Source organism: Methylomonas sp. MgM2, from assembly GCF_054172045.1.
In genome coordinates, this window is sequence record NZ_JBSYXO010000004.1 from 141,085 (window position 1) to 156,103 (window position 15,019).

General features: G+C 52.7%; 7 protein-coding genes. All 7 read right to left on the minus strand.

Annotation, left to right across the window (positions count from 1 at the left end; translation table 11 throughout):
- Nucleotides 1-258: 258 nt before the first annotated feature.
- Entirely contained in the window at nucleotides 259-3,159 is a 2,901-nt protein-coding gene (gcvP, locus tag ACW73I_RS05070) for an aminomethyl-transferring glycine dehydrogenase (protein WP_458028152.1), read from the minus strand.
- Nucleotides 3,160-3,164: 5 nt separating this feature from the next.
- Nucleotides 3,165-4,253 carry a glycine cleavage system aminomethyltransferase GcvT gene (gene gcvT, locus ACW73I_RS05075; RefSeq protein ID WP_458028153.1) on the minus strand — a complete coding sequence of 363 codons (1,089 nt, stop codon included), beginning with the start codon at nucleotides 4,251-4,253 and terminating at the stop codon, nucleotides 3,165-3,167.
- Nucleotides 4,254-4,321: 68 nt separating this feature from the next.
- Complete coding sequence (locus ACW73I_RS05080) at nucleotides 4,322-6,853, minus strand: bifunctional diguanylate cyclase/phosphodiesterase (protein ID WP_458028154.1); 2,532 nt, start codon at nucleotides 6,851-6,853, stop codon at nucleotides 4,322-4,324.
- A 40-nt stretch (nucleotides 6,854-6,893) separates the two neighbouring features.
- Entirely contained in the window at nucleotides 6,894-7,628 is a 735-nt protein-coding gene (locus tag ACW73I_RS05085) for a (5-formylfuran-3-yl)methyl phosphate synthase (protein WP_458028155.1), read from the minus strand.
- A complete protein-coding gene (locus ACW73I_RS05090) occupies nucleotides 7,625-8,188 on the minus strand; it encodes a DUF447 domain-containing protein (protein ID WP_458028156.1) in 564 nt (187 codons plus the stop codon). The genes ACW73I_RS05085 and ACW73I_RS05090 overlap by 4 nt, the downstream gene beginning before the upstream one ends.
- Nucleotides 8,189-8,373: 185 nt before the next feature.
- Complete coding sequence (locus ACW73I_RS05095; RefSeq protein ID WP_458028157.1) at nucleotides 8,374-9,798, minus strand: hypothetical protein; 1,425 nt, start codon at nucleotides 9,796-9,798, stop codon at nucleotides 8,374-8,376.
- Between the two features lie 75 nt (nucleotides 9,799-9,873).
- Nucleotides 9,874-14,916 carry a diguanylate cyclase domain-containing protein gene (locus ACW73I_RS05100; RefSeq protein ID WP_458028158.1) on the minus strand — a complete coding sequence of 1,681 codons (5,043 nt, stop codon included), beginning with the start codon at nucleotides 14,914-14,916 and terminating at the stop codon, nucleotides 9,874-9,876.
- Nucleotides 14,917-15,019: the final 103 nt, after the last annotated feature.

Genomic DNA, 15,019 nt, shown 5'->3' on the forward strand with positions numbered 1-15,019 from the left:
TCCATCTACCGGGTGTTGGATACAACATAAATAGCGCTTTGAATTTTTTCGTGTTTTTAGTGTATTTCGTGGATCAATTGATTTTTCCAGATTGATCGGAAAAAGCTAAAGCTTTTTGACTCCCGAATTGAAATTCCGGAGTGCAATAGCTTTAGCTATTGCCGAAAAGCGGTTAGACGTCTGGCGCGTTTTTACTATTAGGACGGTTCTGCATAACCAAAGGATTGGTAAGCCGCTTACCGTATCGGCGGCGAAACATCATTCCAAGGTTTCGCCCCAATCCAGCGGGCAGCTGCACATCACATGCCTGTCGCCGTAAACATTGTCGATGCGGCCGACGGGCGGCCAATATTTATCGTCGTGCTGGTGACTGTCGGGGAAAAAGGCTTTTTGCCGGGAATAAGGCAGCGTCCACTCATCCAACAATAAGCGGTGCGTATGCGGTGCATGACGCAGCACGTTGTTGCTCTCGTCTGCCGATCCATCCTCGATTTCGCGAATTTCCCGCCTGATGGAGATCATCGCATCGCAGAAGCGGTCGATTTCGGTTTTATTTTCGCTTTCGGTCGGCTCTATCATCAAGGTATCGGCCACCGGAAAAGACACGGTGGGCGCATGGAAACCGTAATCGATCAAACGCTTGGCGATGTCTTCGACCGTGACCTGGGCGGTTTTCCTGAATGCTCTGCAATCGATGATGCATTCATGGGCGATCCAGCCGTTTTGATCGGTATAAAGAATCGGGTAATGCCGCGCCAGCTTGCGGGCGATGTAATTGGCATTCAGGATCGCCACCAGCGTGGCCCGCTTGAGACCGGCGGCCCCCATCATCGCAATATAAGCCCAGGAAATGGTCAGAATACTGGCCGAACCCCAAGGCGCCGCCGACACGGTACCGACCGTACCGTGCCCGCCCTTGGCGGGATTCACGCCTTCCACAACCGGATGTTCGGGCAGGAAAGGCGCCAAATGCGAGCGCACGCCGATCGGACCGACGCCGGGGCCACCGCCGCCGTGCGGTATCGCAAAGGTCTTGTGCAAATTCAAGTGCGCCACGTCGGCGCCGATACGGCCCGGACGGCTCAGGCCGACCAAGGCATTGAAATTCGCGCCGTCCAAATACACCTGACCGCCGGCTTGATGCACGATATCGCAGATATCCCTAAAGGCTTGCTCGTAGACCCCGTGCGTCGACGGATAGGTAATCATCAGCGCCGCCAAGCTTTCGCGATATTGGGTGACCTTGGCCTGTAAATCGTCGACGCTGACGTTGCCGTTCTCGTCGCAGGCGACGACGACGACGTTTAAGCCGGCCAATACTGCACTGGCGGGATTGGTTCCGTGCGCCGACGCCGGAATCAAGCAAATATCCCGTTGGCTATCGCCGTTGACCTCATGGTATTTGCGTATGACCAGGAGACCTGTGTATTCGCCTTGCGAGCCGGCGTTCGGTTGTAGGGAAAAGGCATCGAAGCCGGTCAAATCGCACAGCATGTCTTCCAATTCGGCAAATAACTGCTGATAACCCTGCGCCTGATGCAAGGGCACGAAGGGATGCATCGCGTTGAATTCGTGTACCGAAATGGCCTGCATCTCGGTGGCGGCATTCAGCTTCATCGTGCACGAACCCAACGGGATCATCGACCTGTCCAACGCGATATCGCGCCGCGCCAACTTCCGCATGTAGCGCATCATCTCGGTTTCGGAATGATATAGGCTGAACACCGGATTTTGCAGAATCGCATCCTTGCGCAACAAACCATCCGGCAGGCAGTCGCCTATCGTTTTATCCAGCGTTCCAATGTCCGGCATGTCATAACCAGGCGCTGAAAACACCTGCCATACGCTGCGAATATGCTCACGGGTCGTGGTTTCATCCAGCGAGATGCCGACATGATCGGCGTCGATAATCCTGAAATTGATGCCTGACTCCTCCGCCCGCGCGGCGATGCGCTTGGCTCTGTTCGGTATCCGGACCAAGAGGGTATCGAAATAACATTGGCTAAGCACTTCATGGCCATATTGGGCGATGCCCGCCGCCAAGATCCGCGCGTAACGATGCACCCTTCCCGCGATCAGGCGTAAACCGTCGGCGCCGTGATAAATCGCGTAAAAGCTCGCGATCACCGCCAACAATACCTGCGAAGTACAGATATTGCTGGTGGCCTTATCGCGGCGGATATGCTGCTCGCGGGTTTGCAAAGCCATGCGCAAGGCGACATGGCCGTGACTGTCCTTGGACACGCCGATAACGCGGCCCGGCACCGAGCGCTTGAACTCGTCGCGGGTGGCGAAAAACGCCGCATGCGGCCCGCCGTAGCCCATCGGCACGCCGAAACGCTGGGCGCTGCCGATGGCTATATCGGCGCCGAAAGCGGCCGGCGGCTTCAGCAGCACCAAGCTCAACAAATCGGCGGCGACGGTCACCAAGGCCTGTTTAGCGTGGGCCACGCTCACGCAAGCGCTCAAATCATGAATCTCGCCCTTGGATCCGGGATATTGCAGAATCAATGCGAAAAAATCATGTTGCTCTAAATCCCGATACGGGTCGGCCACACGCACTTGATAACCCAGCGACGCCGCCCGGGTTTTGACCACGGCGATCGTTTGCGGGTGGCAATCGCCATCGATCAAAACGGTATTCGCCGGGCTTTTCGCCAAACGCCGCGACATCGTCATCGCCTCGGCGGCGGCAGTGGCTTCGTCCAATAACGAGGCATTGGCCAGCTCCATGCCGGTCAAATCGATGATCATTTGTTGAAAATTCAATAAGGCTTCCAACCGGCCCTGGCTGACTTCCGCCTGATAAGGCGTGTAGGCGGTGTACCAACCCGGGTTTTCCAACACATTGCGTTTTATGACCGACGGCATCACGGTATCGTAATAACCCATGCCTATCATCGATACCAAGACCTTGTTACGTTCGCGCATGTTGCGCAGATATTTGATCACCGCTCGCTCGCTGATGGTCTCGGTCAGCTTCAAAGGTTCGCTATTTAGGATGTTGCCGGGAATCACCTTTTCGACCAGTTCCTCCAGTTCGTTCAGTCCTAGCTCGGCAAGCATGTCGCGGGTTTGTCGGGCATCCGGTCCAATATGGCGCGGAATGAAGCTGCCGCGCATTTCCAATTGTTCTAGGCGGGGGCGATTCGTGGTCATGGCGACTACCTGTGGTAACGGTGAGGAACAAAGGGTAAACGGCAAACAGTGACGGCGATCTGTTTGTCGCGCACACTAGCCAATAAACGGGTGCCGGTTTTGGCGGATTGGGGCTGAATCAACGCCATCGCTATGGGACGGCCCAGACTGGGTGAAAAACTGCCGCTGGTGACATAACCCACCTGATTATGCTTGTCATCGAAAACGGCTGCCCCTTCCCTAACCGGAATCTTGCCATCCACCGACAAGCCAGCTCGAACGCGCCGCGGTCCCTGAGCTAATTGCCGCAGTATCGTCTCCGCCCCCGGAAAATCATCGTGGCCTTTTTTGAAGATCCATTGCAGCTTCGCTTCCGCCGGGGTGATGGTTTCGTTCAGCTCATGCCCATACAAACAAAGTCCGGCTTCCAGACGTAAGGTATCGCGCGCGCCCAGGCCTATCGGCTCGACACCCGCTTCGGCCAGCAGCAAACGCGCGATATATTCGGCTTGGGACTGTCGCAGCGATATCTCAAACCCGTCTTCCCCGGTGTAACCGCTGCGACTGACCACGCAGTCCACGCCGTCTATTTGGGTGGAACAAGCCTGCATGAAGGCTAATTCAGCGGCTTCCGCGCTCCATATTTGCATGATCGGCCCAGCCTGCGGCCCTTGCAAGGCCAGCAAAGCCAAGTCGGCGAGCTCTTCAAACCTACAATCTTTGGAAACCCGCTGACGCAGGTAGGCAAAGTCCTTCTCCTTGCAGCCGGCATTGACGACCATACTCAATCCATCCTCTATCCGAGTCACGATGACGTCATCGATGATGCCGCCATCCGAATTGGTCAACACCGTATATTTTTGCTGGCCGACCGCTAAATCGACGATGCCGCCCGGCGTCAATTTTTCTAATTCCAGCGTGGCGTTCCGGCCCAGAATCCGGCATTGGCCCATATGCGAAATATCGAAAAACCCGACCTCGGCGCGACAATGCAAATGCTCTTGTATGATGCCTTTTAGATAATGCACCGGCATGACATATCCGGCAAACGCGGTCATTTTGGCGCCCCGTTCGATATGTAGGCCGTATAAAGTTGTCTGTTTCAAGATCGTCATAGCCATTTTCCTTACAAAATGATGACTAACAAACTCGGTCGGACCGGGCCGACCGCCGGCCAGCCGAGCTACGAAACGTCCGATTTAAGCAACTCTTCGAATGCTTCGGCCGGAACAGGCTTAGAAAATAGATAACCTTGACCGTAATCGCAACCTGCATCAACCAGTAAATGATATTGCTCGGTGGTTTCTATCCCTTCCGCGATGACCTTGATCCCGAGCTTGTGGGCCATGACAATGATGGCCTCGCACAAAACCTTATCATTGGATTCGGCTGTTAGTTGATTAACAAATGAACGATCGATCTTTAGATAATCAATGTCGAACTTTTTTAAATAAGCTAATGAAGAATAGCCGGTTCCAAAGTCATCCAACGCGACTTGGATACCCGCATCGCGAAATAGCAATAATTGTTGCGCTACAGGACGGCTCGCGTCGAGTAACAGGCCTTCCGTAATTTCCGCCACGATACAGTGGCCGGGTAAACCGAGCTGTGCCAATTCTTGCGGCCAATGACTCTGGTCGTAACGGTCATTACTAAATTGTACCGGCGACTTGTTTACGCTGATTTGAAACTCGGAACAATAACGTTCGCGCCACGCTTTCACCTGCCGGGCGGCCGTTCGAAACACCCATTCTCCGACTTCGACAATTATGCCGGTTTCCTCGGCCAACGGAATAAAATCGATGGGACTGACCATCCCTAAGGTAGGATGATGCCAGCGCAATAACGCTTCGGCTTTACAGATTTCTCCTGTCGCTAATTCAACGATGGGCTGATAATGGACCATGAGTTGCTGTTTACTAAGAGCGCTGTGCAGTTCCCCCAGTAAACGCATACGGCTTTGAGCGTGCTGCTGCATTTTCTTCGTATAAAAACTATACCGGTCTCTACCCTGTTTTTTGGCTTCGTACATGGCTTGATCGGCATTTTTCAATAATTCTTCGCTTTTGTCGGAATCGTCCGGACAAAAGGCGATGCCGATACTGGCCGAGATATATACGGTTTCGTCCCCCAAATCAAACGGCTTAGCCAAACAGCGCAAAATGTTTTGAGCGATTGGCTCGACCTGTTCACGCGCATTTAAATTGCCGACGACCACAGTAAATTCATCGCCGCCCAAACGGGCTAATGTCAAATTCTCTCCGACCGATAAACGTAAACGCCGCCCGGCTTCACGCAGCAAAATATCCCCCATAAAATGGCCGAGCGTGTCGTTAACGTCTTTAAATCTATCCAAATCGATGAACAACAGAGCCATGCGCCGCCTGTTTTTACGCGCCGTAAGCATTTCTTGCATCAACTTTTCAAAGAATTGACTGCGATTGGGTAACTCGGTCAAAGGGTCCAGGTGTGCCTGACGCCAAATAACATTCATGGCCTCAACCCGCTCGCTGATATCCTGCAATATGACGACATGATGTCCGGCAAGACGATCGCCGAGAAAGGCGATATTGGCTTGCACCGTTCGCCTATTCCCTTGCTTGTTTGAAACATCCATTTCCATCGGCATAAAGGCTTGGCCGCTTTGCTGAGCGAACTGTAAATGCCGCTGCCAATTCTCGTAGCACGCCTGCCTATATTCAAAATCGGGAAAAGCCTTAACCCACCAATCCTGCCAGGTCGACAAATCGTCTAGACCGTAACCAAAGGTATTGATAAACGCCGGATTCAAATATCGAATACGCTGCTTTTCGTCATTCAGCACATAGGCAATCGGAGATTCATCGACAATCGCGTGAAACTTGGCCTCACTCTCCTTCAAGGCAAGATTGCTCCGATACAGGCGTTGATAAGGCAGCATCAGGCTATTGGTAACCACGGAGCAATAAATCAACGCATTGGCGATCACTTTGTATACATGGCCGAGGAAATTGAAATTATCTGAGACATTGCCGTACAAGGTAAAAAACACTTCGCTCATCGCCATAACCGTGGCGGCGGCACACAGTCCGGCAACATTCAGCACATGTGGGTTGCGGGTTTTCAGATAAAAACGAAATGCCATCGCGGCGTAAATCGTGATCAATAAGTATTCGGCGCTTTTCTTGAACAAAGTCAGCCCGCTTCCCGCTATAAAGGTTCGCGGCAGCCATGACTGATGCGATAACACCAGCCAGGCAATCAGGCCTACCAGCGCTAAAACAGTCGTCAGCATTAGCCAACGGCTCTGCGTTTTCTTGAGCGGCCAATCAGGCAAAAAAGCGACGCAAAACAACGCCATTGCCGCAAAAGCACGCGCCGCCAACCAAAAATTGATCGCCTTTTCCGGACCGTTGGGCGTCAACCAGTCCGACGTCCCCGGAAAGGACAATGTATGCATCAAATCCAACAACGCGACGCCTAGAAAACAGCACGCCAACAGCATTAAATTGGCGGAGCCTTCTTCTTGATAAACAATCCATCCGGCGGCAAACACCAGCGACGACACGACAATGGCCAATATTTCCATTGCAGTATGCAACGGCACGTAGTTAACGAGGGTTAAGGCGTAGTGCGGAAAAAGGAATACACTCGCTATTTGTATTGACAGCAACAGGACCGGCAAAATGATTAACGGCCGCAAACCGGTATGTTTATCTGCCGCGCAAATCAGCATAATTCTCCTCTCATCCATACAATGATGTTTCAAAGAACAGCTATATACAGCGCTCTTGTTGAATGCTAATGACGTTCAATTTAAGTGCGGGGTTCTGCAGACCATTGATCAGATGCCGAATCACGGCAATTTGTTCCGGGTCCAACTGTGCGGTCCGGCACCGTTGTTGGCACAGTGCTCCACGGAAACCCAAATAATCGGCCTGCAGCGGCAGCAAAGCGTCAATGTCCTGTAATCGTAAGGAGCCCGCTAAACCGGTCAGCAAACCTTGACTTTTAGCCGTTTCGACAAAACGCTTTAATTGAGCGGCGCTCATCGCTTCGGTCAAAGAAGCTTGGTTTTTGTCCATCGTATCTAACATCACGCCTTTAAAGCCCGCCCGTTGCAAGCTGGGAATGACACGCATATCCGGCCGGACATCGGCAAACAAAACCGCAATCAGCGCATGGCGTCGCGCGGCAACGTCGGCCAGACGCTCGATACAAGCAGGCCAATCGCCGCCCGGAAAAAATCCGATCTTTATGTAATCCACCCCGGTCTGCGCCATCGCTTGCACGGCGTCGCTGATTAGATCCGGCTGCATGGGTAAATCGCCTACCGTTGCGCTGATAACCGTTTCTGGGTTAAGCGTGGATACGATTTCCGCGACCTCCCCAACAGGCAAGGCGCCTAGCGCTCCCTTAGCGGGTTGCTTCAAGTCGATCACATCGACATTGAACGGTTCGAGTAGCAAAGCTTCTTCCAAACTATTGACACTGGCTAACATCCCGGTCATGACATCACGCCTCGTTTATATTGTTCAATCGCATCCATTAACCAAGCCCATGCTTGTTGTTCTCTATCGCCGGCGCATTTGTCGAAGCCGATGCGTAGATAGTCCAACTCGGCCTGAATTTTATCCCAAGGCAATCTATTCAAACGGCTGATCAAAATTGCAGCTTCCAACACTGCAAACTGAGCGCGATTGAAGCCGCGAAACGGCTTGTGATTGACTTCGTGTACCGGCTTACAGATTAGCCTTGGCCTAATCGCGTCGTCTTCGATTTTTTCCAATTCCAATTCGGTATGAGCCAGCGTGTCCGCGAGATAGTATCCCTTAATCTTTTCGGCAGGCTTCAACGGCCAGTCGCGCCGCCCGGTCAGGCAACCGGCGAACACTCGCACATCGTCGGAACAATTGATGACGGCCGCGCCGGTCTGCACGATATTGTCCAAAGTAAGGGCGGGCTTGAACGGCAAAATGACGAATCTATCCCCCTCGACATGCACTCCCATCGGTGCGATATGGGGCATATCGCCTCCGTTAACGCTGGTTATGATCGTTTCTTGTATCATTAAAAATCGGTAAAGGCTCAATCTCAGTCATCTGACAACAGCGGTCAGAATACCATTACATGCCTGTCGTCGGCATCAGCGATTTATCCGCGGTGCCTATTGAAGCACAGAAAATTCTGTTGAAAATCCTGATGCGATGCATGCATCAGGATGGATTAATATCGAAACCTGAAGCCAAATTCACCTCAGTGTTTTCTGGCCTTTTGCCAATTACGCCAGTTTTCCCAAAGGTCGTCTTTGACCGCTTTTAATAAACGCGGTTTTTTATCGGATTCGACCGCGGCATAGTTCATCAAGGCCGCTTCCAAAAAAGTACTGTAATCCAGCGCAATCGCACCCGCCTCCTTACTTTGCGAAACGGTTCCGGGCCTGTTTTGAAACCACTGGTTCCACTCGTCGGAGCCCGGCGTATACATCTTCCAAGGCTTGGTCAAAGGCATTTGCACCGGATAAAAAAACGTCAAGGCTTGGTACGATCCGGGGTGGAAACTGGAGGTGCCGTGGCAACTCAGACATGACGAACTCGGCAATTTCTCGACGATCTTGCCGTCTACTTCGACATCGGTCTTGACCGCGATGTCGAAAGGCCCCGACAAACGACCGCCGTAACCCAATGTCACTTTGGCATAGGCCGGCGCGGCCGGGTTGACATAGGTTTCCAACAAGGACTGCTCGGGATGTTCGGCGGAATTGACATTAGGGTCGTTGCCCCATATCGCGCCGAGCGGCACCATTCGGTCCCAAGCGTCCTTACCCGGCGCATCTTTGTCGTATACCAGGGTGGTAAACACCCAGCCGGTTTCCGGCGCCGCAACGCTGTCTTTGACGATAATGTCGAAAATGCCGACATAGATATCGCTGACTACCGGCGGTTTACCCGGCACGGTGCCTTCCAAATCGAAAGGCGGGCGATAGATCTGCCACTTGGCCGCACCTTGCATGACGGGCCATTGTTCGCCCGACGCGTTCACTCCGGCCGATTTAACGACCAAGGAACCGTCGTCGAATTGTGCCGCGTTATCGCTCAGGGTAGGCGGACATTGCCGGGTTTCTTTACTGCACTTTTGCCAAACGCGATGCAAAGCATAGGCGGCGACATCGTTGTAATAAATCGTTGCATAATTGCGAATATCGACGGTCAAACCGGATTCGGCATAAACCGATGCGGCTTGAATCTGACCGGTATAGGTGCCGTATATGGCCTCCCGCCCTTCCCAGCCGGCTTTTTCCACGGCATCGCCTGCCCACAGCATGCTGTACCAATTATGCGGCTTGGCATTCCATTCTCTAGGGCGCGTCAACATGACCCGCATATCTTGGGATACGGCCTGTTTCAACGCTTCGATATAAGCATGAGCGTTTTCTTTGCTCAAAGGTTTGCCGTTCAGCACCTTAGTCCACGGTTTTTCCGATTTCGGCAACGATTTCGGATAATCGTGATTAAAACGCCAAAGCGGACCGTCGTATTCGGCTTTGCTTGGGATGTGTCCGTCATTGACGGCATAGGGATCGACGCCGCCGGTTTCGACGGCTGACGCGTTACCGGAGTAAAACGAAAGTGAAAAAGCAATGGCAGTCGCGACGGACGACAGCTGGTTTTTTAACGGCATTTTTCCTCCTAAATAAAAACGAACAACAACTGGAAATATTCGGGGCGGTCAACCGCAATGGTTGACAGCGCTATTTCACGCAACCATTTTTCTGTGTATGCCATTGCGCCCGCCCTCTTTAACCAAATAGAGCGCTTCGTCCGCCGTCTTAATCAACGACGCCGGCGCACAGCGGCGAAAAGGTATCGCCGTTGCAACGCCTATGCTGACGGTCACAATCTGAGCGACTTGCGAGCCTTGATGCGGAATATTGAGATCCATTACGGCCTGCCGGACCCGGCCGGCCACCTGAGTGGCGCCTTCCTCGTCGGTATGCGGCATGATCACCGCAAATTCCTCGCCGCCGTAACGGGCGGCAATGTCGGTCGTTCGCCGTAACGCGCCCGCAATGGCTTGAGCCACGGCTTTCAAACAATCGTCGCCGCCTAAGTGTCCGTAACAATCGTTATAGGCTTTGAAATAATCGATATCGCACAGAATAAGCGCCAACGGCGTCTTATTGCGCAATACGCGTTGGCATTCGATTTCCAGGCATTGGTCGAACCGGCGGCGATTAGCGATTTGGGTCAAGCCGTCCAACATCACCAGGCTTTCCAACTCGCTGTTCGCCTTTTGCAAAGCCAGCTCGGCACCTCTCCGTTCACGGTTTTCGTTACGCAAGCGTTCGTTTAACGCGCGTATCGTATCGTTGAAGCTTTGCAGCTCTATATTCTTCCGTTCCAATGCACGCTTTTGCGTCTGTAACTGCGCCGTCCTTTCCGCCACCTTGTCCTCCAATAAGCGGTAACCGAGCGCGTTATCGATGGAAATGGCGATCTGGCCGCTCAAATGTTTCAGCAAATAGACGCGTTCCGCGTTGAACACCGCGTCGGACAAGTTATTTTCCAAATAAAGTACGCCTTGTAATTCCCCGTGCAATAACAATGGCGCGCAGAGCAAAGACCGGACCTGCCGTCGAACGATTTCAGGATCCTTGCCATAGATCGGACTGTCCTGAGCATTCTCCAACACGACGATTTCCCGAGTGCGGGAAACGAAATTGATCACGTTCCTCGATACTCCATTCGCTGACGCCAACGGTACACTCCGCATCACGGCGGCCGGAGCGCCGCCGAACTCGGCCTCGGCCTGAATCAAGAGTTCGTCATTATCCCGCAGCAACAACGCTCCGCGTTGGGCTCCGGCATTTTCGATCACGATATGCATCAATGTTTGCAGCAGCTCAGGCAATTTACGTTCCGAGGCAATGGCTTCGGCCGCCTTGACCAGCGTGACGCTATCGAGTGCCGTGGAAGCGGCCGGGCGCCGCCGCGATAATTCCCCGCTTTGCATTACTCCGGATTCAAACCGCCGCAAACAGCTTACAGCGCCCCAACGCCGGTAACAGTAGGCCGCCTCTTCGAAGTGAAATCTTGCCGGGCGTAGCTGACCCGATGCCTGATGTTGCATGGCGGCCATTTCGTTCGCCAGCGCTTCCAGATGCAAATGCCCGGCAGATTCGGCCTCCCGGCTTGCGCTTAAATAAGCGTCCAGGGCCAAGGCGGGGCGCCGGCGTAGACGTTGGATTTCGCCCCTAATGAGATATTTTCGGCCGGTGAAATTGAGCGGGCTTTCCTTGGCCCAACGGCTCAGTTTTTTTTCGGTCCGAACCATGGTTTTTAGCGCCAGATAGCGGTCCAATTTCGACAAATTCGGATAAAGCTTCGCCAGAATCAGCGCCTTGTAAAAATGGTGCTCGACCGCATGCAGCATCCCGGCCGAATCTTTTAGATAATTTTCGGAAAGCCTGCTGTATTCCAGCGCGATTTCGTATTCGCCTTGCAAATAACAGCACATCATCTTATTTACAAAATAATAATGAGCGAAATGTCTGGAACCGTAGCTGCTTAACTTTCTAACATAAGATTTTTCGTCGAAATCGTCCGAGTCGAATGAATCCGGCGATGCGGTATCGCCGCGCAAATTTTTAATCGCTTGGCGTATGCCGTGAACGACGCCCAAATGTTCATGCACGTCGATACGCATCAGCGTCGGCAGCATTTCCGTAATGTCCTGCCAAAGCCGGTCCAGAGCCACGCCTCGCATCAAGCGGCTTTGAGCCAAACCGCAGCAAGCACAGCCGCTATGAAACCAGTCGCCGAGCTCCAAACCCTTGGTCAACGCGGTTTGCCAATAAGTCTCCGTATCCATCGCCGGGAACCGCCAAGAATGGGCAAAATAGCCGTAAACGAAATGGACTTCCGCCCTTTGCCGTTGGTTGGCGTATTTATCCAGCAATCCCAGGGACAAACGCCCGTACTCGTAGCCGGCTTGATGATCGCCCAATACGCCGCCCAAGAAAATCACGCCAAAGACCATGTATCCGATCACGGCCTCGGCATTATTGCCATAGCGTAAACAACGTTCAACCTGCTTGACGGCGATAGCCGCACACAATTCGGGCCGGATTTGGTAGGCCACTTTCAATGTGGCGGATAAGATACGGATAGCGATATCCATCCGGTTGTCGGCCACCGTCGGCAACGTCAATAAGTCGCCGACCTCGAATCGGCGCAGGCGATATTTTAGAGCCGAAAATTCGATGCCGAACTTTAAAGGATTGAATCCCGCCGGCAAATCGATACCGAAAAGAGCGGCCGCCTGCCGGCTCACTTGATACGCCTCTTCGAACCGGGACAAGTCCGCATAGAACTGGATCATTAATTCAAATATGCGCGCTTTTTCCAATTCCGAATCGGCCAGACTGACCGCCTGCTCGAACAGGGCTTTCGCTTGGTCATGATTGCCGCACAAATGCTCGCATTCGGCTCTATGAGAAAACACGGTGGCCGAGCCTCCGAATACGCGAAGTTCGCGAAGCAACAGATCCGAAGCCTGGCGGAAATAAGGCAAGGCTTGTTCGAAGGCGCCACGATGCTTGGCCCATAAGCCCAGCCGGAAATTGTCCGCGCCCAACAGTCGCTGCTCTTCCGCATCGACTATCAATGCTTGAACGGCATTGAGATGATCGACCGCTTGGAACAATAGGGATTTGTCCTGATGGTTATGTGCGCAATCGCGTAAATATCGGCCGATTTTCAGGCGATTGCTTTGTAATTGATGTTCTGTTAGCAGCGAATAAGCCGCCTGTTGTACGCGGTCGTGAGAAAACTTAAATTCGGTTTTCTTGTCGTGCTTCACGATCAGCAAACCGCACTCTTCGGCCTTAGCCAGGTACTTCGGGATTCCATCGCTTTCGTCGGATACGGCGCTTAGCAATTCGGCATCGAAAGTCGTTCCGATGCAGGCCGCCAGTTTCAATGCGTCGCGTACCTCCGTGTCGAGCGATGCGATCCGGGCCAGCAGGAGTTCGGCAACGTTTTCGCTTATGCCTAGTATGCGTACCATGTCGGCGTCGTAATGCCAGCGCCCGGACGATGCGCAGTATTTCAGACAGCCTTCCAATTGTAATTGGCGTAGGTAATTAACGAAAAATAATGGATTGCCTTGAGTCTTGACATGGAGCGCCTTGCTGAGCTCGAAGGCGTTGTGTTCCCCCAGGTTTAAGGTGTCTTTCACCATTTCCGTCAAGGCGTTTACCGGCAAAGCCGCCAGATTCAAACTTTCAACCGGAATACCTTCGCTACGCAACTTTTCCGTCATGCGAAACAAAGCGCTGTCCTCCTCGATTTCGTTGTCGCGGAAGGCGGCTATTAAAAACAAATGCTTCAGGTCGAACAGAAAGAACTCCAGCCAAGGGAACAGTGCCGGATCAGCCCAGTGTATATCGTCCAGAAACACGCATAACGGTCTTTCGGGCTCGCAAAAAGCCGATAGGAAAGCGGTGCATACTCGTAACAAACGCACCTTGGCCTCCGCAGCCGGCAGTTCCGGTAAAGGGGCTTGGGCTTCCAGCACCAATTCCAATTCCGGCAGCATGTCCATGATAGCTTGTCCCTCGCCGCCCAATTGAATTTGCAGCCGATCCCGCCGGGTAGTCAGCGTCTCTTGCTCCTCGCCCAACAACTGCTGCAGCAAGTCTTTAAAAACGTCTTGAAAAATTTGCGCCGGCGGGTTGTTTTGATATTGATCGCATTTGGCGGAAACAAAGCGGGCTTCGTCCGGCAAGGCGTCGCGTTTAAAGATATCGATCAGTCGCGACTTGCCTACGCCCGAACCGCCGCCGATCAGACATAACACCGACCGATCATGCCGCGAACGGCGATAGGCGGTTTTCAATCGATCGAGTTCCAATTCACGTCCGTATAAGCAGTCCGGCAGATTCAATGCCGGCCTTAGCGAAGTGAGATTGACGGACATGCCCGTGGCTAAGGAGTTGTGACAGAGTTTTATATCCGATAGCAATGCCAATGCCGTCGGATAGCGCTGATCGGGATCCTTGGCTAACATCCTGTTAGTCACATTTGCTACGGATTCGGGTAATTCCGGATTGAATTCGCGCGGATCCGGAGCCGGTTGCGCGATGTGCTTATGCAACAGGCCGATCGTGTCATCGGACACAAACGGCCTGCGACCGGTCAACAATTCAAAGAAAACCAGCCCCAGTGCATAAATATCCGTTCGGCCGTCGACCGATCTATCGATACGCCCGCTTTGTTCCGGTGCCAAATAATCGATATTCCCCTCCAGCGATGGCGTCCGCGTGTCGGTTTCGAAATTAAATTTGGCATGGCCGAACCCTATTAATTTTAACGCTTTCCGCTCCGCATCGATCAAGACGTTCTGCGGATTCAAATTACCGTGTACGACCCCGCTGTCATGGATGGCGTGCAAGGTTTCGGCGAGCGCCGAAATCCATTGGCAAACTGCCGATAACGGCAAGGGGCTGCGATCGACATATTCGCTCAAGCTGAGGCCCGGAAAAAATTCGCGTACCAGAACCAGTTGCCTGCCATGCGCTTCTAACGCCAAAACATTAATGACGGTTGAAATATCCAAGTGCTGCAAGATTTGATATTCGGACCGGAATGACGCCAACATGGATGTGTTGGGATAACTGTCACACAAATATTTCAACACAAGCTCTTGGCCGTGCTGCAAGCATTTTGCGCGATAAACCTTATACCAACCGGCATCGCTCAGGCATTCGGTAATCAGATAGCGATCGCTAGGCAACAAGAGTGAACTCTATAATTTGAAATTATTATGATGCTTCAAAGAATAACAGAAAAATAAAGCCGAATAAGACAAACCCAATTGGACTTCTAAGCAATCTTTGCTT

Coding starts and splice junctions, on each gene's coding strand:
- ACW73I_RS05080 (WP_458028154.1), bottom strand. CDS start 6,853: ATGCTGATTTGCGCGGCAGATAAACATACCGGTTTGCGGCCGTTAATC.
- ACW73I_RS05090 (WP_458028156.1), bottom strand. CDS start 8,188: ATGATACAAGAAACGATCATAACCAGCGTTAACGGAGGCGATATGCCC.
- gcvP (WP_458028152.1), bottom strand. CDS start 3,159: ATGACCACGAATCGCCCCCGCCTAGAACAATTGGAAATGCGCGGCAGC.
- ACW73I_RS05095 (WP_458028157.1), bottom strand. CDS start 9,798: ATGCCGTTAAAAAACCAGCTGTCGTCCGTCGCGACTGCCATTGCTTTT.
- ACW73I_RS05085 (WP_458028155.1), bottom strand. CDS start 7,628: ATGACCGGGATGTTAGCCAGTGTCAATAGTTTGGAAGAAGCTTTGCTA.
- gcvT (WP_458028153.1), bottom strand. CDS start 4,253: ATGACGATCTTGAAACAGACAACTTTATACGGCCTACATATCGAACGG.